This is a genomic window from Stenotrophomonas lactitubi (assembly GCF_002803515.1).
Taxonomy (GTDB): domain Bacteria; phylum Pseudomonadota; class Gammaproteobacteria; order Xanthomonadales; family Xanthomonadaceae; genus Stenotrophomonas; species Stenotrophomonas lactitubi.
In genome coordinates, this window is the sequence record NZ_PHQX01000001.1 from 3109556 (window position 1) to 3131613 (window position 22058).

Annotated in this window: 14 protein-coding genes; 7 read left to right on the top strand and 7 right to left on the bottom strand. The window is 66.5% G+C overall.

Annotation, left to right across the window (positions count from 1 at the left end):
• Positions 1–110 precede the first annotated feature (110 nt).
• Entirely contained in the window at positions 111–1022 is a 912-nt protein-coding gene (gene blaL2 / locus CR156_RS14625) for a L2 family extended-spectrum class A beta-lactamase (RefSeq protein ID WP_100553356.1), read from the bottom strand.
• Positions 1023–1197: 175 nt separating this feature from the next.
• On the opposite strand from blaL2, the gene ampR reads away from it, so the two are divergent.
• Positions 1198–2061, top strand: a complete 864-nt coding sequence (ampR, locus tag CR156_RS14630; protein ID WP_100553357.1) for a LysR family transcriptional regulator AmpR — start codon at positions 1198–1200, stop codon at positions 2059–2061.
• A gap of 91 nt (positions 2062–2152) precedes the next feature.
• Here the strand turns inward: ampR and CR156_RS14635 are convergent, their stop codons facing one another.
• Positions 2153–4018, bottom strand: coding sequence for an ABC-F family ATP-binding cassette domain-containing protein (locus tag CR156_RS14635; RefSeq protein WP_100553358.1), 1866 nt, complete (start codon positions 4016–4018; stop codon positions 2153–2155).
• A gap of 334 nt (positions 4019–4352) precedes the next feature.
• Here CR156_RS14635 and CR156_RS14640 point away from each other — a divergent pair, with 334 nt between their 5' ends.
• Together CR156_RS14640 and ybaL are read left to right on the top strand one after the other, a co-directional pair.
• Entirely contained in the window at positions 4353–6740 is a 2388-nt protein-coding gene (locus CR156_RS14640) for a TonB-dependent receptor plug domain-containing protein (protein ID WP_100553359.1), read from the top strand.
• Positions 6741–6910: 170 nt separating this feature from the next.
• Positions 6911–8611, top strand: a complete 1701-nt coding sequence (gene ybaL / locus CR156_RS14645) for a YbaL family putative K(+) efflux transporter (protein ID WP_099820893.1) — start codon at positions 6911–6913, stop codon at positions 8609–8611.
• Between the two features lie 386 nt (positions 8612–8997).
• On the opposite strand, the gene CR156_RS14655 is transcribed toward ybaL, so the two are convergent.
• Positions 8998–10284, bottom strand: coding sequence for an O-acetylhomoserine aminocarboxypropyltransferase/cysteine synthase family protein (locus CR156_RS14655; protein WP_100553361.1), 1287 nt, complete (start codon positions 10282–10284; stop codon positions 8998–9000).
• Between the two features lie 180 nt (positions 10285–10464).
• Here CR156_RS14655 and CR156_RS14660 point away from each other — a divergent pair, with 180 nt between their 5' ends.
• The 3 genes from CR156_RS14660 (at position 10465) to CR156_RS14670 (ending at position 13427) form a co-directional block, all read left to right on the top strand.
• Complete coding sequence (locus CR156_RS14660) at positions 10465–11199, top strand: response regulator transcription factor (protein ID WP_100553362.1); 735 nt, start codon at positions 10465–10467, stop codon at positions 11197–11199.
• A complete protein-coding gene (locus tag CR156_RS14665) occupies positions 11196–12485 on the top strand; it encodes an ATP-binding protein (RefSeq protein ID WP_100553363.1) in 1290 nt (429 codons plus the stop codon). Before CR156_RS14660 ends, CR156_RS14665 begins: the two co-directional genes overlap by 4 nt.
• A gap of 141 nt (positions 12486–12626) precedes the next feature.
• Entirely contained in the window at positions 12627–13427 is an 801-nt protein-coding gene (locus CR156_RS14670; protein WP_100553364.1) for a MipA/OmpV family protein, read from the top strand.
• Between the two features lie 79 nt (positions 13428–13506).
• Here CR156_RS14670 and clpB read toward each other — a convergent pair whose 3' ends face one another.
• Both clpB and CR156_RS14680 read right to left on the bottom strand, forming a co-directional pair.
• Positions 13507–16092, bottom strand: a complete 2586-nt coding sequence (gene clpB, locus CR156_RS14675; RefSeq protein ID WP_100553365.1) for an ATP-dependent chaperone ClpB — start codon at positions 16090–16092, stop codon at positions 13507–13509.
• A 180-nt stretch (positions 16093–16272) separates the two neighbouring features.
• A complete protein-coding gene (locus CR156_RS14680; RefSeq protein WP_100553366.1) occupies positions 16273–17088 on the bottom strand; it encodes a DUF3014 domain-containing protein in 816 nt (271 codons plus the stop codon).
• A gap of 149 nt (positions 17089–17237) precedes the next feature.
• On the opposite strand from CR156_RS14680, the gene CR156_RS14685 reads away from it, so the two are divergent.
• Positions 17238–17948 (top strand): glutathione S-transferase, encoded by a 711-nt coding sequence (locus tag CR156_RS14685; RefSeq protein ID WP_100553367.1) that lies wholly within the window; start codon positions 17238–17240, stop codon positions 17946–17948.
• A 59-nt stretch (positions 17949–18007) separates the two neighbouring features.
• Here the strand turns inward: CR156_RS14685 and CR156_RS14690 are convergent, their stop codons facing one another.
• Together CR156_RS14690 and CR156_RS14700 are read right to left on the bottom strand one after the other, a co-directional pair.
• Positions 18008–19615, bottom strand: coding sequence for a SulP family inorganic anion transporter (locus CR156_RS14690; protein WP_100553368.1), 1608 nt, complete (start codon positions 19613–19615; stop codon positions 18008–18010).
• A 696-nt stretch (positions 19616–20311) separates the two neighbouring features.
• Entirely contained in the window at positions 20312–22030 is a 1719-nt protein-coding gene (locus CR156_RS14700) for a thiamine pyrophosphate-dependent enzyme (protein WP_100553370.1), read from the bottom strand.
• Positions 22031–22058 lie beyond the last annotated feature (28 nt).

Here is a 22058-nt window from a genome sequence, read left to right on the forward strand (position 1 = left end):
TTCCATGTGGATCGAAGGCGCGCAGGATGCACGCCTGCGCGCGATGGGACAAGTAGAACACTGCTGAAAATCAGCCCCTGCCCTGCGACATCCATGCACAGCCGCTGCGGTCAGGCGATCAGCCCGTCGGCGATGCGACCGACCTGCGCAAGCACCGCCGCGCGCTGTTCGAAGCTGAGCGCGCCCGCCTGCAGATAGGCCGTCACGATCCAGGGCGAACCACCCTGCACCGGCCACAACACGGCGATGTCGTTGCGGGCGTCTTCACCATTGCTGCCGGTCTTGTCGCCCACCCGCCAGCGCTTGCCCAGGCCTGCACGAAGGCAGGCATCGCCGGTTTCGTTGTCGATCAGCCAGTCGGCCAGCTGCTGGCGTGAGGCCGGCTTGAGTGCATCGCCCAGCACCAGCCGCTGCAGCGTCGCAGCGATGGCCGCCGGGGTGGTGGTGTCGCGTGGATCGTCGATGGCGAAGCTGTTCAGCTCCGGCTCCAGGCGATCACTGCGGGTGATCGTATCGCCGCTGGCGCGCAGGAACGCGGTCACTGCCGGCGGCCCGCCGATCGCGGCGAACAACAGATTGGCGGCGGTGTTGTCGCTGGTGATCAGCGTGGCCCGGCACAGGTCACGCACGGTCAGGTCCTTGCCGACATGGCGGCGGGTGACCGGCGCGTGCTCGAGAATGTCCTGTGCCCGTACCGGCAGGCGCTGGTCCAGCAGTGCCGGATCACGCTCGGCCTGCTTGAGCACCGTAGCGGCCAGCACGCTCTTGAAGGTGCTGCAGAGTGGGAAGCGTTCGTCCTGGCGATGGCCGAGGCGGCGACCGCTGCCGGTGTCGAGCAGGGTCACGCCGAGTCGACCGCTGCACGCCTTTTCCAGCGCGGCGAAATCGCTGGCGGCGGCGATGGCGGCAGGGGTTGGCGCAGCGGCCATGGTTGTTGTGGCGGCACGGGCGAGCAGCGGTGCCGCGAGCGCGGAAGCGGCGGCAGCGCCACTGAACTGCAGGAATCGGCGACGAGCGAGCATTCGGGTTCTCCTGGGCGAATTCCGATTATCGGAGGCCATCAACGCTGGCTACCAGCGCGGATTTTCAGGAGGAGACATTAATTTAATTCATGTATAGCGCAGATATTCTGCCGCCATTTCAAAGACACCCGCCAACCAGATACGATCAGCCATCATTCCGGCTCACGGCTCACGCATGCTCCACCCCACCCTGCCGCTGAATGCGCTGCGCGCCTTCGAAGCCGCTGCCCGGCACCAGAACTTCACCCGGGCTGCTCTGGAACTCTGTGTCAGCCAGGCAGCGCTGAGCCACCAGATACGCGGGCTGGAAGACCGTCTGGGCGTCCGCCTGTTCCATCGCCTGCCCCGCGGCGTGGCACTGACCGAGGAAGGAGCAGCGCTGTACCCGGTGCTGAATGAATCCTTCGAACGCATTTCAGCAAGCATCGCCCGCTACACCGGCGGCCCGGCACGGGAAGTGCTGACGATCGGCGTGGTCGGTACCTTCGCCACCGGCTGGCTGCTGCCGCGGCTGGCCGCGTTCGACGCCGCGCACCCGGATATCGAGCTGCGGCTGCAGACCCACAACAACCGCATCGATCTGGCCGGGGAAGGCCTGGACCTGGCGATCCGTTTCGGTGATGGCGACTGGCAGGGGCAGACCTGCACGGCGATCCTGGACGCGCCGTTCGCACCCTTGTGTGCACCGGCGCTGGCACGGCGGCTGAAGCATCCGCGCGACCTGGCGACCTTGCCGCTGCTGCGTTCGTACCGCAGCGACGAATGGCCACGGTGGCTGCAGATGGCCGGAGCCAACGGCGTGGAAGCACGCGGTCCGGTGTTCGATTCGTCGTTGACGCTGGCCGTGGCTGCCGCTGGTGGCGCAGGCGTGGCCTTGCTGCCATTGCGCATGTTCGAGGCGGACCTGGCCGAGGGCCGGCTGCTGCAACCGTTTGCTACCACGCTGGAACTGGGCCGCTACTGGCTGACCCGGCTGCGCTCACGCGCAGAGCGGGAACCGGCCAAGCGGTTCCGCGAATGGCTGCAGGCGCAGGGATGAAACACGCGCGCCGCGGGTAGCGCCGGGCCATGCCCGGCGAGCGCAGCGGATGGGAAAAGCCGCCGGGCATGGCCCGGCGCTACCGATGGAATCAGGACTCCAGCAGTTCCATCCAGGCCGCTTCGGCCTTTTCCAGCTGCGCGGCGGTGGCTTCGCGGTCGCGGCCGAGCACCGCCATGCGCGTGGCATCGGCATAGTTGCTCGAGTCAGCAAGCTGCCGGTCCAGTTCGGCCAGCACGCCTTCCAGCTCGGCGACCTTGGCTTCGGCACTGGCCAGTTTGTGCGGGTTGACCGGCTTCTTCTGCACCATCTGCGCGACCGGTGCGGTCTTGACCACCGCCGGCTCCTCCACCTGCTCCATGCGTACCTTGGTGCCCTGCGCCTGCGGGCGCGTGCGCAGCCAGGCAGCGTACGCGTCGAGGTCGCCGTCGAACGGTTCGACCACGCCATCGGCCACGCGCCAGAAGGTGTCGCAGACCAGGCCGATCAGATGGCGATCATGCGAAACCATCACGATCGCGCCGTCGAAATCGGCCAGTGCTTCAGCCAGCGCTTCGCGCATTTCCAGATCCAAGTGGTTGGTCGGTTCGTCGAGCAGCAGCACGTTCGGCTGCTGGTAGGCGATCAGCGCCAACGCCAAGCGCGCGCGCTCGCCGCCGGAGAAGCCGTCCACCGGTTCAAAGGCACGGTCGCCCGGGAAATTCCACTTGCCGAGGAAGTCGCGGAACGACTGGTTCGGTGCATCCGGGGCCAGGTCGCGGAAGTGTTCCATCGGCGACTGGCCTTCATGCAGCGACTCGACCGTGTGCTGGGCGAAGTAGCCGATGCGCAGGTCCGGGTGCGCGGCGCGCTCGCCGGCGATCGGTGCCAGCTCGCCCACCAGGGTCTTCACCAGCGTTGTTTTACCGGCGCCGTTGGGACCCAGCAGACCGATGCGCTGGCCCGCTTCAAGGCCAAAGCCCACGTTGTGCAGGATCACCGAGTCACTGCCGTAGCCGGCCTCGACGTGGTTCAGGCGGATCAGCGAGAACGGCAATTTGGCCGGCGGCGCAAACTCGATGCGGAACTCGCGCTCGGCGCGCACTGCCTCGGTACCGGCCAGCTTGGCCAGGCGCTTCATCCGGCTCTGTGCCTGCGCGGCCTTGCTGGCCTGGGCCTTGAAGCGGTCGATGAAGCTCTGCAGATGGGCGCGCTCGGCCTGTTCCTTCTCGTGCGCGATCTGCTGCTGACGCAGCTGTTCGGCGCGCTGGCGCTCGAAGTCGGTATAGCCGCCCGGGTACAGCTTGGCGCCGCCACCGTGCAGGTGCAGGGTGTGGGTGGCCACGTTGTCGAGGAACTCGCGGTCATGCGAGATCAGCAGCAGGGTGCCCGGGTACTTCAGCAGCCACTGTTCCAGCCAGTACACCGCGTCCAGATCCAGGTGGTTGGTCGGTTCGTCGAGCAGCAGCAGGTCGCTGGGCATCATCAGCGCGCGGGCCAGGTTCAGGCGCACGCGCCAGCCGCCGGAGAACGAGGACACCGCGCGGTGGTGCGTTTCGGCCGGGAAACCCAGGCCATGCAGCAGCTTGCCGGCGCGCGCTTCGGCGTCGTAGGCGTTCAGCTCGGCCATGCGCGTATGCGCCTCGGCCACCGCTTCCCAGTCTTCACGGGCGGTGGCTTCGGCCTCGGCGGCCAGCACCGCTGCCACCTCGACGTCACCGCCCAGCACGAAGCTCAGCGCCGGGTCCGGCAGCGACGGGGTTTCCTGGGCGACGCTGGCGATGCGGATCTTGCCCGGCAGGTCGACGTCACCCTTGTCGGCCTCCAGCTCGCCCTTCACCGCCGCGAACAGGCTGGACTTGCCAGCACCGTTGCGGCCGACCACGCCTACCCGGTAACCGGCATGCAGAGTCAGGTCGACATTGGACAACAGCAGCCGCTCGCCGCGGCGCAAGGCGAAATTACGAAGCGAAATCATGGGGGGAGGCGTCCATATAACCGAATGGAATGTGCTGGTAAGCACTGTTCCTGCGACGCAATTCTAACGTTAACGAATACTTGACGCGCCCCGGGATGCGCGGCGGGCGACGTTCCTCTCTCCCACGTCCTGTCCGCGCGCCTCCCGGGCCCCTCCCCCCGTCACTGCCTGTCGCAGCTAAATGGTTGCTGCTGCAACGTTTTTTCTGATGACCGGCATTTGACAGGCACTGAATATCCCGTTAATTCCTGTATTGCGCACCGCAACAACCGTCGTCCGCTCACCCCCGTGATGTCGATTCCGGTGCCATCCCGCCAACCGGAGCCCCCTCCCGATGACCCGCAAGACCAGCCTGATCGCCGCCGCCGTCGCTGTCGCACTCGGTGGTTCTCCGTTCGTTGCCGCCGCCCAGCAGGCCGGCACCGCCGCCAACACCCTGGATACGGTGATCGTCACCGGCACACGCGTGGCCGACCGCACGGTCGCCGAATCGCAGTCGCCGATCGACATCATCACCCCCGAGATCCTGCAGTCCACCGGTACCGGTGAGCTGGCCACCGCGCTGTCGCGCGCGCTGCCGTCGCTGAATTTCCCGCGCCCGGCACTGACCGACGGCACCAGCGGTGTGCGCCCGGCACAGCTGCGCGGCCTGTCGCCGGACCAGGTGCTGGTGCTGGTCAACGGCAAGCGCCGCCACACCTCGGCGATGATCAACGTCAACGGCAGCATCGGCCGTGGTTCGTCGGCGGTGGATATCAACGCGATCCCGATCGCCGCCATCGAGCGCGTCGAGGTGCTGCGTGACGGCGCCTCCGCACAGTACGGTTCGGATGCCATTGCCGGCGTCATCAACATCGTGCTGAAGGGCAGCGGCAGTGGCGGTAGCCTGGCTGTCGACTACGGCCAGTATTCGGCCGGCGACGGCAACAAGTACCAGCTGTCCGGCGATACCGGCGTTGAGTTCGGCAACGGCCGTGGCCGCGTGCACGTGGCCGGCCAGATCAGCCAGCAGGACGAGAGCGACCGCGCCGGCCCGTACCGTGGCACCACGCCGAACACCGGCAACTTCCCCAGCGTTGGCCAGACCACCTTCATTGTCGGCGACCCGAAGGTGGACGCCACCGCTGCATCGGTCAATGCCAGCTATGACTTCAGCGACCACGTGACCGGCTATGCCAGCGCGCTGCTCAGCAACCGCGACATCACCTCGTTCGCGTTCTACCGTTCGCGCAACCACAGTGGGCAGAGCGCGCTGCTGGCGCAGACCTACCCGGACGGCTACGTGCCGCAGATCAACCAGTACTCCAAGGACCGCTCGCTGGTGGCCGGCGTCAAAGGCAACACCGACAACGGCTGGACCTGGGACCTGAGCCTGAACCACGGCGAGAACACTCTGGATTTCCACACCCGCAACAGCATCAACTACAGCCTGGGCGCCACCAGCCCGCGTTCGTTCTACGACGGTACGCTGAAGTACCAGCAGGACATCTTCAACGCCGACCTGACCAAGTCGCTGGACTGGGGCCTGGCCTATCCGGTCACGCTGTCCTTCGGCGGTGAGTACCGTCGCGAGAAGTGGGACCAGAACCCGGGTGAACTGAACTCCTACACCGGCACCGGCGCGCAGGGCTTCGCCGGCTTCACCCCGACCAACGAAGTGCACACCGACCGCCACAACTACGCGGTCTATGCGGGCCTGGAAGCGGACCTGACCGAGAAGTTCTCGGCCGGCATCACCGGCCGCTACGAGGATTACTCGGACTTCGGCGACCGCTTCTCCGGCAAGCTGTCGGCGCGCTACGCGTTCACCGACAAGGTCGCGCTGCGGGCCACCGCCTCCAGCGGCTTCCGCGCGCCGTCGCTGCCGCAGCAGGGCTACCAGGCGGTGACCAGCCAGTTCACCAACGGCGTATTCGTCGAACGCGGCACCTTCCCGACCACCAGCCAGGCCGCACAGGCGCTGGGCGCTTCGCCGCTGAAGGCCGAGACCTCCACCTCCTACAGCCTGGGCCTGGTGCTGCAGCCAATCGACCGCCTGTACGTCACCGTCGATGCGTACCAGATCGACATCGACAACCGCATCGCGCTGTCGTCCAGCATCACCACCAACGCCGCCTCCAGTGCGCTGCTGTCCGGGCTGGGCCTGCCGCAGGTGACCGCGTTCTCGTACTTCACCAATGGCCTGGACACCCGCACCCGCGGCGTTGACTTCGTGTCCAGCTACACCGTGCCGTTCAGCGCCAGCAGCCTGGAACTGACCGCGGCGTACAGCTACAACGACACCGAAGTGCAGCGCGTGGGCGGCACGCCGGCGGTGTTCGGCACGCTGGGCCTGACCCAGTCGCTGATCGGCCGCGATGAGATCGGCCGCATCGAAGACAGCTACCCGCACGACAAGACCATCCTCAGCGGCACCTGGCGTTCGGACCACTGGGAGCTGGGCCTGGCAGCGACCCGCTACGGCAAGTTCACCGTGCGCAACTCGGCCACGGCCGCGCGTGACCAGACCTACGGCGACAAGTGGGTGCTGGATGCTTCGGCCAGCTACAAGCCGAGCGCGAACTGGACGCTGACGGTGGGCGCCGACAACCTGCTGAACGAGTACCCGGACCGCACCGAGGATCTGCAGAACTCGACCTTCGGCATGCTGCCGTACAGCAACTACTCGCCGTTCGGCTTCAATGGCGCGTATGTGTACGGGCGGATCAAGTACAACTGGTAAGCGGTAACGGGCGTGCCGGGCCCTGCCCGGTGGCTGCTCTGGTAGTGCCGGCCGCTGGCCGGCAACGACGCGTGGGCAAACCCGCAGGCACGGATCGTGGACTGCGGGTTTGCCGTATCTGGCCGCATCGGTGAAAATCGGGGTACCCCCCCTGTTTCCTGCGAGAGCCGATGCACCATGACACCGACCTGATCAACATCGTTGCCGTTGGTCTCGGGCTCGCCTTCATCTTCGGCGCGCTGGCCAACAAGCTGCGCTTGTCTCCTCTGGTCGGTTACCTGGTTGCTGGCATCTGCGTCGGCCCGTTCACTCCGGGCTTCGTCGCCGACCAGGCATTGGCCAACCAGCTGGCCGAGCTGGGCGTGATGCTGCTGATGTTCGGCGTCGGCCTGCATTTCTCGCTGAAGGACCTGATGGCGGTCAAGGCCATCGCCATTCCCGGTGCCATCGGCCAGATCCTGGTCGCGACCCTGCTCGGCTGGGGCCTGGCGGCATTGATGGGCTGGCCGGTCATCCATGGCGTGGTGTTCGGTTTCGCGCTGGCCACGGCCAGTACCGTGGTGCTGCTGCGCGCGATGGAAGAGCGCCGCCTGCTGGAAACCCAACGCGGCAAGATCGCAGTCGGCTGGCTGATCGTCGAAGACCTGGCCTGTGTGCTGGCACTGGTGATGATGCCGGTGATGGCCGGCGTGTTCGGGCCCGACGCGGCCAATGAACACCACACCATCGGCAGCGTGCTGGCCAGCATCGGCTGGACGTTCGTGCAGCTGGGCCTGTTCGTGGCGGTGATGCTGGTGGTCGGCCGCCGGGTCATTCCGTGGATCCTGGAGCGCATCGCCGGTACCGGCTCGCGCGAACTGTTCACCCTGTCGGTGCTGGCGATCGCGCTGGGCGTGGCGTTCGGCTCGGCGATGCTGTTCGGCGTATCGTTCGCGCTGGGCGCGTTCTTCGCCGGCATGCTGCTCAATGAATCCGAACTCAGCCACAAGGCGGCCAGCGATTCACTGCCGCTGCGTGATGCATTCGCGGTGCTGTTCTTCGTCTCGGTGGGCATGCTGTTCAATCCCGGCATCCTGATCGAGCACCCGTGGCAGGTGCTGGCTACTGCCGGCATCATCATGTTCGGCAAATCGGCGGCGGCGTTCTTCATCGTGCGCGCGTTCGGCCATCCCACCGGCACCGCGTTGACGATCTCGGCCAGCCTGGCGCAGATCGGCGAGTTCGCCTTCATCATCGCCGGCCTCGGCGTGACCCTGAAGATCCTGCCGCCCACCGGCCAGGCCCTGGTGCTGGCCGGCGCGCTGATCTCGATCATGCTCAATCCGCTGGTGTTCGGTCTGCTCGACCGCTGGCTGCTGAAGCACCAGGAAACCACGCCCACCGCGGTGGAGACCGAGCTGCCGCCCGGACCGTCGCTGGACCTGCACGACCATGCCATCGTCATCGGCTACGGCCGCGTCGGCAGCGCGCTGGCACAGGTGCTGCGCGACCGTGGCGTGCCGGTGATGATCATCGACGACAACAAGGAACACGTGGCCGAGGCGCATGCGGCCGGCCTGCCCGGCATCCGCGGCAGCGCCGCTTCGGACAAGGTGCTGGCCGAGGCCCATCCCGAGCGCGCCAAGATCGCGGTGCTGGCGATCCCGCAGCCACTGGAAGCCGGTGAGACCCTGGCCAAGCTGCGTGCGATCAACCCCAACCTGACCCTGCTGGCGCGCGCGCACAGCGATGCCGAAGTGAAGCATCTGCTTGAACATGGTGCCGACGGTACGGTGATGGCCGAGCGCGAGCTGGCTTACTCGCTGGCGGAAATGGTGATGGCGACCCCGCCGTATCGCAGTCTTGGGCAGCACAGCATTCCGGTGGTGTGAGGGGTGTGCGGCAGGGCTGCGCCCTGCACCCGCGGTAGTGCCGGCCGCTGGCCGGCAACCTAACAGCCGAAGCAACAGCAAAAGCGGGTTTCCTGTGGGTTGGCGGGGTGGCATGACCTGCTCTTGGTGGGTGTCGACCTTGGTCGACACGTCGATCCACGCCATGCGTGGATGTTCTTCGTTCACTCGTCGAAGAATTCGATTTCGATTGAGATTCATCCACGCATGGCGTGGATCTACCGGGGTTGGTTGCGCCCAAAAAAATCCCCGGCCGACCCGCATCGGCCGGGGATGATATCGCCACGCCCTTGGAGAGCATCTCTACCGTAGCGCGTTCCTGCAGCGATGGTGATCGCCTATGGCGATGACGACCAAGCCGCCAGCTATCAGGCGTCAGCCAACGCCTGCTCCAGGTCAGCGCGCAGGTCGCCGATGTGCTCGATGCCGATCGACAGGCGCACGGTGTCCTCGCTGACCCCGGCCCTGGCGAGCTCGGCCGCATCCAGCTGGCGATGGGTGGTCGACGCTGGATGGGTGGCCAGCGACTTCGCATCCCCCAGGTTCACCAGCCGGGTGAACAGCTTCAGTGCATCAAGGAAACGCGCGCCGGCAACGCGCCCGCCGGGCAGGCCGAAGGTCAGCACGCCGGAGCCGTGGCCGCCCAGATAGCGCTGCGCCGCCGCGTGTTCGGGATCTTCGGGCAACCCGGCATAGCGCACCCAGGCCACCTTCGGATGCGCGCGCAGGTACTCCGCCACGGCCAGCGCATTGGCGTTGATCCGCTCCATGCGCAGGGCCAGGGTCTCGATGCCCTGCAGGATCAGGAAGGCATTGAACGGTGACAACGCGGCACCGGTATTGCGCAACGGCACTACCCGCGCACGGCCGATGTAGGCCGCCGCGCCGAGCGCTTCGGTGTAGACCACACCGTGATAGCTCGGGTCGGGCTGGTTCAAGCGGGCAAAGCGTTGCGGCTGTGCCGTCCAGTCGAAACGGCCCGAATCGACGATCGCCCCGCCCAGACTGGTGCCGTGGCCGCCGAGGTACTTGGTCAGCGAGTGCACCACGATGTCGGCGCCATGTTCGAACGGGCGCAGCAGGAACGGCGTGGCCACGGTGTTGTCGACGATCAGCGGCACGCCCGCCGCATGCGCGACCTCGGCGATGGCGGCGATGTCGGTGACGTTGCCGCGCGGGTTGCCGATCGATTCAACGAACACCGCCTTGGTGCGCTCGTCGATCAGGGCTGCGAACGCAGATGGGTCAGCCGGATCGGCAAAACGCGTCTGGATGCCGTACTGCGGCAGTGTGTGGGCCAGCAGATTGAGGCTGCCGCCATACAGCGCGCTGGCGGCAACGATGTTGTCACCGGCCTCGGCGATGGTCTGGATCGCATAGGTGATCGCCGCCTGTCCGGAGGCCAGTGCCAACGCGCCGATGCCCCCTTCCAGCGCCGCCACGCGCTGCTCCAGCACGTCGGTGGTGGGGTTCATGATGCGCGTATAGATGTTGCCCTGCACCTTCAGGTCGAACAGGTCCGCCCCGTGCTGGGTGTCATCGAATGCGTAGGCCACGGTCTGGTAGATCGGCACCGCCACCGCGCGGGTGGTCGGGTCGGGACGATAACCGCCGTGCACGGCCAGGGTTTCCAGTTGCCACTGCGGATCGCTCATTGCGCCAGGCTCCATCCGGGGAAACGCCCACCATAGGCCAGCCTTCGACCGCCACTGAGAGCCCCTGGCGATGACGCCAGTACCGGCGGTTATCAGGTTGCCCGGGATTCAGGCAGTCGTCATGGGCCATTGCTAGGCTTCGCCGCCGGGCCTTTCGCCCCGGACAAGGACGCCCTACCGATGCAGCCCTCCCCGTGGACTCCCGCCACCGGCAACCCGACCCAGGTGCTGCTGGTCGAGGACGACCGCCGCCTGGCCGAGCTGGTCAGCGACTACCTGCGCGAACATGGATTTGCCGTGCAGCACGTACCGCGCGGCGACCTGGCCAGCGCGGCCTGTCGCCAGCACGCGCCGGAACTGGTGGTGCTGGACCTGATGCTGCCTGGCCTCGGTGGCATCGACGTGTGCCGGCAGATCCGCAGCTTTTCCGACGTGCCGATCCTGATGCTGACGGCGTGCGAGGACGATATCGAACAGGTGCTGGGCCTGGAGTCCGGCGCCGATGACTACGTGCACAAGCCGATCGAGCCGCGCCTGCTGCTGGCGCGCCTGCGCGCACTGCTGCGCCGTCGCCATGGCAGCGGCCCTGCGGGCGTGCCTTGCCGGCTGATGCATGGCAAACTGCTGATCGATCGCGTGCAACGCGAGGTTCACCTGCATGGGCAGCCGGTGGAACTGGGTACCACCGAATTCGAGATCCTCTGGCTGCTGGCCAGCCAGCCCGGGCAGATCCTCTCGCGCGACCAGATCCTGCAGGCGGCGCGTGGCATCGGTTTCGATGGCCTGGACCGCAGCGTGGATGTCTGCATCGGCAAGCTGCGCCGCAAGCTGGGCGACGACGCGCGCGAACCTCGCCGGATCAAGACCGTCTGGGGCCGCGGCTACCAGTTCAACCCGTCGGCCTGGTCGGCGTGAAGCGCCTGTTCCTGTGGCTGTGGTTCGTCACTGGTGCCTGCCTGCTGGTGTCGGTGTTCAGCCTCAACCATCTGCTGGACCGCATCTACACGCCCCTGCAGGAACGTGTCTTCGTCGAACAGGTGCGCGGCCAGGTGTATGCACTGCGCAGCGGACTGGCCGGCCTGGACCGCCCGCAGCAACAGCAGCGTGTGGCGCAATGGCAACCGCACTACGGCATTGCACTGTCACTGCTGGATGCGCCGCCGCAACTCGATGACGAAGAGCGCGCTGCCCTGCGCGGGGACGGCTTCATCGTCCGCAACCGCTACCAGCAGGTACTGCTGCCCATCGAGGGTGCTGACGGACGCTGGCTGGAGCTGCGCTTTCCCGGCGAAGTGCAGATGACCCTGTACATGACCGCTGCCGCCTACCTGTGCATCCTGCTGCTGGTGGGCGCCTGCCTCTATGCCTGGGTACGCCTGCTGTGGCGCGACCTGGAGGCGCTGCGGGGTCATGCAGACCGCATCGGTGCCGGCGACCTGCAGGCGCGTGCGCAGGTATCGCCGCGCTCGCAGATCCGGGTCATCGTCGAGCATTCCAACCGCATGGCAGCGCGCGTGGCCGAACTGGTGCAACGGCAGCGCGATCTGACCCATGCCATTTCCCACGAGCTGCGCACGCCGATCGCGCGCCTGGCCTTCGGCCTGGACCTGATGCAGGACAGCAACGATCCGGCGCGACGGGCACACCTCGCTGCCGGCCTGCATGGCGATCTGGCCGAGCTCAACCGGTTGGTCAGCGAGCTGCTGGCCTACGAGCGGCTGGAACATCCCAGCGACGCCGAGCCCATGCAGCGGATCGAAGCGAACGACTGGCTGCAGGCCTGCATGGAAGACGCACGGCGCGATGCCGAGCGCGCGGGCCTGCTACTGCAGGTCTGGCCCAGTGCGCTGCCACGCGTGGATGCCGAGCCGCGCCTGCTGCAGCTGGCCCTGAGCAACCTGGTCGGCAACGCGATGCGTTATGCACGCACCCGTGTGGAGGTGTCACTGGTCAGCGTGGCCGGCAAGGCCTGCCTGCGCGTGGATGACGATGGCCCCGGCATCGCCGAAGGTGATCGCGAAAAGGTGCTGCGCCCGTTCACCCGCCTGGATGACAGCCGCAGCCGCGACACGGGTGGCTTCGGCCTGGGCCTGGCCATCGCCGGGCGCATCGCGGTTCGTCACCACGGAGAGCTCCGCGTGGGACGCGCGACCCTCGGTGGCGCGCGCCTGGAAATGCACTGGCCAATGGCTGCCAGCTGAACGGCGCAGGCCGCCCTTACAGTTGCTTACAACTCCCGCACAACTGCGGACGGATTGGTCGCCGGCGTCCCGCCACGCTGGCGACCCTGCAGCACGCGCCGGATGCGCGCGCTGCACTTCCTCCCAATTTAGAGAGTTGCCATGTCCCACCTTCGCCGTTTCCCCACCCTGCTCGGCCTGGCCCTGTTGCCCTTGTTCGCGACGTCCGCAGCGCATGCCAAGGATGACAAGTGGACCTTCGAGCTTGCTGCTGGCGGCGGTGTCGCCCCGCGTTACAGCGGCAGCGAGGAATTCCAGGCCGCACCCACACTGTCCTTCGACGTGACCTCGCCGGGTGGCTGGTTTCTGGGTACCAGCGGTGCGGGTTGGGGTACGGCGATCGGCGAACACACCCGCGTGCGTGCCTACGTCGGTGGCAGCGGCAGCCGCCGCGAGAAGAACTCGATCCTCGGCGGCTCGGACTTCCTGCGTGGCATGGGCGATATCGATACCCGGCCCCTGGTCGGCCTGGCAGCTGGCTATACGCTGGGTGAGGCAGTACTGAGTGGTTCGTGGCAGTACACGCTGAAAGACGACGACAAGGGCGACAACGGCCTTGCCACCCAGCAGATCCATCTGAATCTGGAGATGCCGTTGTTCGATCTGGCCGGTGGTGTGGTCAGCGGCAGCGTCTCCACCGACTACGGCAACCGCGGCTACATGCAGACCTGGTATGGCGTCAGCCCTGACCAGGCCGCTCGCACCGGTTTCGCCCAGCACAAGCCCAAGGCCGGTCTGGTCAGCGCCGGCCTGGGCATGAAATGGAGCCATCGCGCCGGTCGCAACGGCAACTGGTACATCGCCGTGGAAGGCACCCGCCTGCTGGGCGGTGCGGCAGACAGCCCGATCGTGCAGAAGGCCAACCAGTTCGGCTTGATGACCGGGTATACGCACCGGTTCTGAGCATTGCCGGCATGCGCCGGATGCGGCCGGTCGCTACAACGGAAACGGGGCGCTGCGATCATGCAGCGCCCCGTTCGGCTCAGGCCTTGGCGAACACCAGATGGCCGCCGTCGTTGCCCACTTCGATGGTATCGCCGTTGGCGAACGCACCGGACAGGATCTGCTGCGCCAGCGGGTTTTCCAACTGCGCCTGGATCGCACGCTTCAGCGGGCGCGCTCCGTAGACCGGATCGAAGCCAACGTTGCCGAGCAGATCGAACGCCGCATCGGACACCACCAGCTTCAGGCCACGCTCGGCCAAGCGCTTTTCCAGGCCACGCATCTGGATGCGCGCGATCTGCTTGATCTGCTGCTTGTCCAGCGGATGGAACACCACGATGTCGTCCAGGCGGTTGATGAACTCCGGACGGAAGTGCGCCTGCACCACCCCCATCACCGCCGCCTTCATCTGCGTGTAGGCCTCCGGCGTGTCATCGCCACTCATGTCCTGGATCTGGTGCGAACCCAGGTTGGAGGTCATCACGATGACGGTGTTACGGAAGTCCACCGTGCGGCCCTGGCCGTCGGTCAGGCGACCGTCGTCCAGCACCTGCAGCAGGATGTTGAACACATCCGGATGCGCCTTCTCCACCTCATCCAGCAGGATCAACGAATACGGGCGACGGCGCACGGCCTCGGTGAGGTAACCACCTTCCTCGTAGCCCACGTAGCCCGGGGGCGCACCGATCAGGCGTGCAACGCTGTGCTTCTCCATGAACTCGCTCATGTCGATGCGGATCATCGCGTCGGCGCTGTCGAACAGGAACTCGGCCAGTGACTTGCACAGTTCGGTCTTGCCCACGCCGGTCGGGCCCAGGAACAGGAACGAGCCACCCGGTCGATTCGGATCGGACAAGCCAGCGCGCGAACGACGCACCGCGTCGGACACCACCTTGATCGCCTCTTCCTGGCCGACCACGCGGTTGTGCAGCACCTCTTCCATGCGCAGCAGCTTGTCACGCTCGCCTTCCAGCATCTTGTTGACCGGGATGCCGGTCCAACGCGAGACGACCTCGGCGATCTCCTCGTCGGTGACGCGGTCCTGCACCAGCTTGAAGTCGTGGTTCTCCACTTCCTGGGCGGCGGCCAGCTGCTTCTCCAGCTGCGGCAGCACGCCATACTGGATCTCGCTCATGCGGGCGAAATCCTGCCGGCGCTGCGCAGACTCCAGTTCAACCTTGGCCTGCTCGACCTGTTCCTTGAGCTTGGTCGTGCCCTGCAGCGCGGCCTTCTCCGACTTCCAGACCTCGTTGAGATCGGAGAACTCGCGCTCCAGCGCGTCGATATCGTTTTCCAGGTCGGCCAGACGTTGCCGCGAGGCATCGTCCTTTTCCTTTTTCAGCATCTCGCGCTGGATCTTCAACTGGATCAGGCGACGTTCCAGCCGATCCAGTTCCTCCGGCTTGGAGTCGATCTCCATGCGCAGGCGCGAAGCAGCTTCGTCCATCAGGTCGATGGCCTTGTCCGGCAGCTGGCGGTCGGTGATGTAGCGGTTGGACAGGGTGGCCGCGGCGACGATGGCCGGGTCGGTGATCTCCACCCCGTGATGCACCGCGTACTTTTCCTTCAGGCCGCGCAGGATCGCGATGGTGTCCTCCACCGTCGGCTCACCCACGAACACCTTCTGGAAGCGGCGCTCCAGCGCGGCGTCCTTTTCGATGTATTTGCGGTACTCGTCCAGCGTGGTCGCCCCGACGCAGTGCAGTTCACCGCGTGCGAGTGCCGGCTTGAGCATGTTGCCGGCATCCATCGCGCCGTCGGCCTTGCCCGCGCCGACCATGGTGTGCAGCTCATCGATGAACAGGATGATCTGCCCTTCGCTCTTGGCCAGGTCGTTGAGCACGCCCTTCAGGCGCTCCTCGAATTCGCCGCGGAACTTCGCACCGGCGATCAGCGCGCCCATGTCCAGCGACAGCACGCGCTTGCCACGCAGGCCTTCGGGCACTTCGTCGTTGATGATGCGCTGGGCCAGGCCTTCGACGATGGCGGTCTTGCCCACGCCGGGTTCGCCGATCAGCACCGGGTTGTTCTTGGTACGACGCTGCAGCACCTGGATGGTGCGGCGGATCTCCTCGTCACGGCCGATCACCGGGTCGAGCTTGCCGCTCTCGGCACGCGCGGTCAGGTCGATGGTGTACTTCTCCAGCGCCTGCCGCTGTTCTTCGGCGTTCTCCGACTGCACGTTCTCGCCGCCACGCAGCTTGTCGATGGCGGTCTGCAGGCGCGCCTTGTCGGCACCGGCAGCGCGCAGCGCCATGCCCAGCGTGCCGCCGTCTTCCAGCGCGGCCAGCACGAACCACTCGCTGGCGATGAAGGCATCGCCCTGCTGCTGTGCCAGCTTGTCGGTGTGGTTGAGCAGGCGGTTGAGATCGTTGCCGATCGACAGGTTGCCGGCCTGGCCGGACACCTTCGGCAGTGCTTCAAGCGCCTCGTCCAGGCGCTCGCGCAGCACCGGCACGTTGACGCCGGCCTGGGCCAGCAACGGCCGGGTGCTGCCGCCCTGCTGGTCCAGCAGGGCACTGAAGACATGTACCGGTTCAATGATACTGTTGTCGCGGCCTACCGCCAGCGACTGCGCGTCTGCCAGCGCCTGCTGGAAACGCGAGGTGAGCTTGTCCATGCGCATTGTGAAACCTCATCGGTCATCTTGGCCGGCCGCGCCGGCGATGCTTGAGAGATGCGGTTGCCCCACCCCGTTTCAAGGGTGGCTGCGACTGCATTCGAAGGCCAGTCAGCCTGCGGCCAGCATGCCGGACGGGGTGTTGTCGGCGCGTTGATCCGGATCACATCCGCACGACGGGGGCTCTCAACGGGTGATCGCGCCCCGGATCGCCCGCAGCTGCTGCTTGACCGCCCGCGCCTGCCCCGCGTCCATGCGCAGCAAGGCCTTCTGGCCGATCGAGCGCGACTGAAGGGTGGCATCGACGAAGCGGTAGCGTCCGCGCTCATCGCGCTCCACCAGCGGCGCTTGAGCCAGCTCAGGGGTATCCAGCAGATGATCGATGACTGACACCAGGCGATCATTGAAGTAGCCATCGGGCTTTCCAAGATCGACGTAGGCCTGCTGGATCAACGGATAGAAGCGCTTGTAGGCCAAGGCCGCCGCCGCCGGGTCGAGCGCAGTGAAGGCCTGCACATAGGGCGCATAGCGCGCTGCATTGGCCGCAGCGATGCGTTCGCCGCCCTCGCCCTGCTCCACCTGCAGGCTGCCCGGCAGCGGCCGAGCGGCCAGCGCGGTAGGCGGCACACTGGCCTTGTCCAGGTTGTCGACCTGGGTAACCAGCCGCTGGATCAGGTGATCACGCAGCAGCACGGTCAACGCACCCTCGCCCTTGAACAGTTCGCTCAATGCGCTCCAGGCGGCGGTATCGCTGTCAGCGAGCTTCGGCAGCGCCGGGTCAGCGGCGGCCTCGGAATCCAGCGGATGCCTGATCGGCGGTGGTGCGGGCTCTTCGACGGCAACAGGCTTCGGTGCGGCGCCTGCCGAGGTCGGCGCGGATTGCACCGGCACCGATACGCCATCTGCCAGGCTCTGCAACTGGTCGCGGAACAACCATGTGCCCGCGCCCCCCACCACCACCACGCCCAGAACCCAGGGCCAGACCGCTTTTCCACTCTGCATGATGCAGTACCTCGCTTTTCACCTGCATGGACAAGGTGTGACTCCCCTCATTCGGCAGGGTTCCCCATCCATTCCGCTGGCGTTGTGGTTCACGCCTGCTTTGCGCGATACGCGCGACCCTGCTGTTCTTGTCTTGCGGAGAAGCCTTCATGCAGTACGCGCTGTACTACTGGACCGGCATCCAGGGCCGTGGCGAATTCGTGCGGCTGGCGCTGGAAGATGCCGGCGCCGACTATGTCGACATGGCGCGGGTGCACGGCGACGCGGTGATGCAGCCGTTCCTCGACGGCCACAGCGAAGGTGCGCAACCTTTCGCGCCACCGTTCCTGAAGGCCGGGCGACAGGTCATCGCACAGGTTGCGGCCATTCTCGATTTCCTCGGCCCGACGCTGGATCTGGTCCCGCAGGCCGCCTCGCGGCGCATGCAGGCGCTGCAGTGGCAGCTGACCATCGCCGATCTGGTGGCCGAGGTGCACGACACCCACCATCCGATCGCTGCGTCGAAGTACTACGAAGACCAGAAGACCGAAGCGAAGGCACGCGCGGCAGCGATGCGCGGTGAGCGCCTGCCGAAGTTCCTCGGCTACTTCGAGCAGGTGCTGAAGGCCAACGGCGGTCGCCACCCGTTGCGCGAACACTCCTACGTGGACCTGTCACTGTTCCAGCTGCTGAGCGGGCTGGACTACATGTTTCCGCGTCGCATGCAGGCGTTGTGGCCCACCCTGCCGCTGCTGCGCGCATTGAAGGATCGGGTGGAGCAACGGCCCAACATCGCCGCCTATCTCGCTTCGGAGCGGCGGCTTGCCTTCAACACCAACGGCATCTTCCGGCATTACCCGGAGCTGGATTCAGAGCGGTAGCGCCGGGCCATGCCCGGCGGCGACGCAACCCAACGCCGGGCATGGCCCGGCGCTACCGGTCAATGGGCGTTTTCAGCCAGCGGCTTCACCGCCTGCTTCTGCAGCGACAGCAGCCCCAGCAGGATGGCCAGTGCCACATACGCGCCGGCGAACTGCCAGCTGATGACACGGGCCAGGCCCTGCAGATCCCACGGCAGGTAGATGCCGCCGCGCGGATCCACCGAATGGATCAGGCCGAACAGGGTGAGCCCCGCCGCCACCAGCAGGAAGCCACAGGCGCGACGCAGGCGCCCATCGACCATCGCCGCGACGGTGGCAATCCACAGCATCGACGTGATGATGAAGCCGTTGCCCAGTGCGAAGATCACCGCCAGCTCCGGCAGGCCGTGGCCATCGACGTGGGTCAGCAGTGCGCCCATCTGCTCGGCCGGAATCCAGCCCGGTGCCTTGATGGCCAGCAGGTAAGCTGCCGACGGCAGGAAGCCCAGCACCATCGCGCCGGCATGCTGGCGCGGCGTCGCCTGGAACGCCTGGGTGGTGATGTCGATTGACACGTACACGATGATCGGCGCCAGCACCGCCAGCGGCAGCCACTGCACCAGCCCGGAAATGATGCCGAGCATGCCGCCGATGCCAACGAAAAGGCCGGTCAGCAGCGTGTAGCCGCTGCGCGCGCCCATGTGCTTGTAGGCCGGCTGACCGATGTACGGGGTGGTCTGCGCAACGCCGCCGCAGACGCCAGCCACCAGCGTGGCCACCGCTTCCACCAGCAGGATGTCGCGGGTGCGGTAGTCATCGCCGGCCGCGCGCGCGCTCTCGGATACGTTGATGCCACCCACCACCATCAGCAGGCCGAACGGCAGCAGCAGCGGCAGGTAGGTCATCGCGGTCGGCAGGCCCTCGATGAAGCCCAGCGTCGGCAGCGGCAGTACCACCTGCGGCGGCACCCAGGCCGGAATCTGGAAGCCGGGCACGCCCAGCCCGGCCAGGCCAAGCCCGTAATACAGGACGGTGCCGAACACGAACGCCAACAGCACACCCGGACCACGCAGCGGCAGCTTGCCCTTGGCGATCAGCACGTACAGCAGCAGGCCCAGCGTGGTGAAGCCGACCAGCGGCGAGCGCAGGGTTTCCAGCAACGGCAGCAGGCCCATCAGCACCAGTGCAATGCCAGCGATGGAGCCCAGCAGCGCGGCACGTGGCAGCGCGCGGGTCACCGCTTCACCGAAGAAGGACAGGATCAGCTTGAGCACGCCCATGATGACCAGCGAGGCCATGCCCAGCTGCCAAGTGGCGATGGCGGCGGCATGCGGGTCCAGGCCCTGCTGCTTGAAGGCCAGGAAGGCCGGGCCCAGCACCAGCAGTGCCATGCCGATGCTGGTCGGCGCATCCAGGCCCAGCGGCATGGCGGTGACGTCATCGCGCCCGGTACGCGCGGCCAGGCGCCGTGCCATCAGGGTGTACAGCAGGTTGCCGACCAGCACGCCCAGGGCAGTGCCGGGGAACATGCGGCCGAAGACCACGTCGGCGGGGAACTGGAACATCCCGACCAGGGCCATGGCAATGAAGCCGAGGATGGAAAGATTGTCGACGACCAGGCCGAAGAAGCCATTGAAGTCGCCAGCGACGAACCAGCGGCGCGGCGCGGTGGAAGCGGGAGCGGACATGGAAGGGGCGGTGGGGGTGGGGACCGCCGATGGTAGGCCCAGCGGGGCCGGCGCGCCAATTCCCGCGTGGAATGATGGGTTCCAGCCAACGGCGGAGCCCCTCGTGGTTGGTCGCGAACTACGATTTTCCGTGTTGGGCCGGGTGGGTAGGCTGCGCGGGGGACGCCGTGAACCCATCCTTGGGGGCTTGGCCGCGGCATCCATGCCGCGGACACCCCCGCGCAACCTACCCGCCCGGCCCCTGACAGTTTCCTGCGGGCGCCAGCCACGGAAGAGAATCAAAAGATCAAAAGCAGAAGCCGGTCGCTTCGCTCGCGAGCCGGGCATGGCCCGGCTCTACAGAGATCACATCCGTCGATATGCCCAGAAATCCACCCACGCATCGCGTGGATCGACGTGTCGACCAAGGTCGACACCCACCAAAAGCAGTCGACACCCACCAAGAGCAGGCCATGCCATTCCGACAGATCGTGGAAATCTGTCGAAGGCGGGGTGGGTCCGGTTGCGGGGGTGTCCGCGGCATGGATGCCGCGGCCAAGCCCCCAAGGATGGGTTTACGGCGTCCCCCGCAACCGGACCCACCCCGCCATCCCAGGGATAGCAAGCTGTTGCTGTTGCTTCGGCTGTTGCTTTGGCTTCGGCTGTTGCTTTGGCCTCGGCGGGTGCAGGGCGCAGCCCTGCATCAAACCCAACCTCTTACTTCTTCAGGAAGTTGTCCACCAGCAGATGCTTGACGTCATCGATGCGGCCGCTCAGCACCGCCTTGGCCGCGTACAGCGCCGTACCCGCCACCTGCTTGGCCTCGATCTGCGGCGGCATCACCAGCTCCGCGCGACTGGTGTGCACGTCCAGCAGGGCCGGCCCACGCTGGGCCAGGAAATCCTGCACCGCTTCCTCCAGATCCTCGCTGCGGGTCACCGTGCGGCCGTGGAAGCCGATCACCTCGGCCAACCGCCCGAAGTCCGGATTCTTCAGGTCGGTGTAGTTGTCCAGCAGGCCCTCCACCTTCTGCTCCAGCTCGACGAAGTTCAGCGAGCCGTTGTTGAACACCACCACCTTGATCGGAAGATTTTCCTGCACCGCCGTCAGCAGATCGCCCAGCAGCATCGCCAGCCCGCCATCGCCGGACAACGAAATGACCTGCCTTCCCGGAAATGCCTTCTGCAGACCCAGCGCCTGCGGCATCGCGTTGGCCATCGTGCCGTGCAGCAGGCTGGTCAACGTGCGGCGCCGGCCGTTCACCCGGATGTGGCGCAGCACCCACACCATCGGCGAGCCACCGTCCGCGGTGAACAGTGCGTCGTCGGTAGCGTATTTGGACAGCAGCGCGGTCAGGTGCTGCGGATGGATCAGCTCGCCTTCACCCGGCTGCTCCTCCTGCTCGCGCTTCTTCAGCGCCTTGTCGCGATGCTCGATGCATTCGTCCAGGAAGCTACTGTCTTCGCGAGGAGGCAGCAGCGGCAGCAGCGCATCCAGCGTCGGCGCGATATCACCGACCACGCCCAGGTTCACCGGGTGACGACGACCGAGGTGGCTGCCGTCGCGGTCGACCTGGATGATCGTGGCCTTGTCAGGATAGAACTGGCCCCAGGCGAAATCCGCGCCGAGCAGCAGCAGCGTGTCGCACTCCATCAACGTATGGAATCCGGATTCGATGCCGAAAACACCGGTCATGCCCATGTTGTACGGGTTGTCCGGTTCGACGAAGTCCTTCGCACGCGACGTGTGCGCCACCGGTGCCTGCAGGCGCCGCGCCAGTTCCAGCAGCTGCGTATGCGCGCCCTGGCAACCGGCGCCGGCATAGATGCCGATACGCTTGCCCTGCCCCAGCAGTTCGGCAATCTGCTGCAGTTCGCTATCGGATGGGCGCAGCACCGGCTGGGTGTAATGCACCGAGAACGGCACATCGTGCTTCACTTCCGCTTCGCTGATGTCGGCCGGCAGGATCACCACCGCCACGCCGCGACGGCTGATCGCCGCCTGGCAGGCCAGCGCCACCACGCGGCGTGCCTGCGCCGGGCTGTGCACCTGCTCGCAGAACACCGTGCAGCTGCCATACACCGCCTTGAAATCCACTTCCTGCGGGAACTCCATGCCGAGTTCGCTGGTGACCACCTGGCTGGCGATCAACACCATCGGTGCACGGTTGCGGTTGCTCTCGAAGATGCCGTTGATGAAGTGCAGGCCACCAGGCCCGCACGAGCCCGCGCAGGCGGTCAGCTGGCCACTGATCAATGAATCGGCACCGGCCGCGAACGCGGCGACCTCTTCATGGCGCACATGCACCCACTCGATTTCACTGCGATGCAGTGCGTCGGTGACATGGTTCAGGGTGTCGCCGACGATGCCATAACAACGGCGGACGCCCGCCTGCTGCAATGTATCGACGACGATCTCGGCAACGCGCTTGCTCATGGTGCTGCAGCCTGGTTCGGGGGAAACC

Excerpts from the sequence above, each read along its gene's own strand:
- CR156_RS14685 (WP_100553367.1), top strand. The coding sequence starts at position 17,238 with ATGCAGTACGCGCTGTACTACTGGACCGGCATCCAGGGCCGTGGCGAA.
- CR156_RS14635 (WP_100553358.1), bottom strand. The coding sequence starts at position 4,018 with ATGATTTCGCTTCGTAATTTCGCCTTGCGCCGCGGCGAGCGGCTGCTG.
- blaL2 (WP_100553356.1), bottom strand. The coding sequence starts at position 1,022 with ATGCTCGCTCGTCGCCGATTCCTGCAGTTCAGTGGCGCTGCCGCCGCT.
- CR156_RS14640 (WP_100553359.1), top strand. The coding sequence starts at position 4,353 with ATGACCCGCAAGACCAGCCTGATCGCCGCCGCCGTCGCTGTCGCACTC.
- clpB (WP_100553365.1), bottom strand. The coding sequence starts at position 16,092 with ATGCGCATGGACAAGCTCACCTCGCGTTTCCAGCAGGCGCTGGCAGAC.
- CR156_RS14700 (WP_100553370.1), bottom strand. The coding sequence starts at position 22,030 with ATGAGCAAGCGCGTTGCCGAGATCGTCGTCGATACATTGCAGCAGGCG.
- CR156_RS14655 (WP_100553361.1), bottom strand. The coding sequence starts at position 10,284 with ATGAGCGATCCGCAGTGGCAACTGGAAACCCTGGCCGTGCACGGCGGT.
- CR156_RS14670 (WP_100553364.1), top strand. The coding sequence starts at position 12,627 with ATGTCCCACCTTCGCCGTTTCCCCACCCTGCTCGGCCTGGCCCTGTTG.
- CR156_RS14680 (WP_100553366.1), bottom strand. The coding sequence starts at position 17,088 with ATGCAGAGTGGAAAAGCGGTCTGGCCCTGGGTTCTGGGCGTGGTGGTG.
- ybaL (WP_099820893.1), top strand. The coding sequence starts at position 6,911 with ATGCACCATGACACCGACCTGATCAACATCGTTGCCGTTGGTCTCGGG.
- CR156_RS14690 (WP_100553368.1), bottom strand. The coding sequence starts at position 19,615 with ATGTCCGCTCCCGCTTCCACCGCGCCGCGCCGCTGGTTCGTCGCTGGC.
- ampR (WP_100553357.1), top strand. The coding sequence starts at position 1,198 with ATGCTCCACCCCACCCTGCCGCTGAATGCGCTGCGCGCCTTCGAAGCC.
- CR156_RS14660 (WP_100553362.1), top strand. The coding sequence starts at position 10,465 with ATGCAGCCCTCCCCGTGGACTCCCGCCACCGGCAACCCGACCCAGGTG.